This is a genomic window from Vibrio sp. 10N.222.52.B7, from assembly GCF_041474275.1.
GTDB lineage: Bacteria > Pseudomonadota > Gammaproteobacteria > Enterobacterales > Vibrionaceae > Vibrio > Vibrio crassostreae_C.
In genome coordinates, this window is the sequence record NZ_JBFRTU010000424.1 from 1 (window position 1) to 271 (window position 271).

At 43.5% G+C, this 271-nt stretch carries 1 pseudogene; it reads right to left on the reverse strand.

Annotated features, from left to right (window positions below):
- Window positions 1-20: 20 nt before the first annotated feature.
- Window positions 21-271: pseudogene (locus AB4512_RS23515) on the reverse strand (undecaprenyl-phosphate alpha-N-acetylglucosaminyl 1-phosphate transferase); the annotation flags it as partial.

Here is a 271-nt window from a genome sequence, read left to right on the forward strand (position 1 = left end):
CATTAATACACTTCTAATCACTAGTAGACTTTTTCTGGAAGGTTACGCCAACTTCTAATCCAGCTTGTGATACGCCAAACATAGCTCATGGCTACAGTGTATGAAGCAAAACACATCATAAACAGGATGAACATGGTCGATTCTGCGATCTCTAGGAATTCACCGTAGATACCGAAGCCAGCAAAGCTACTTGCGATGGCACAAATGATGGCGAGCGTTTGACGCGATGTAAAACCAAGGCGTTGGAAAATATGGTGTAGGTGTTCACGGT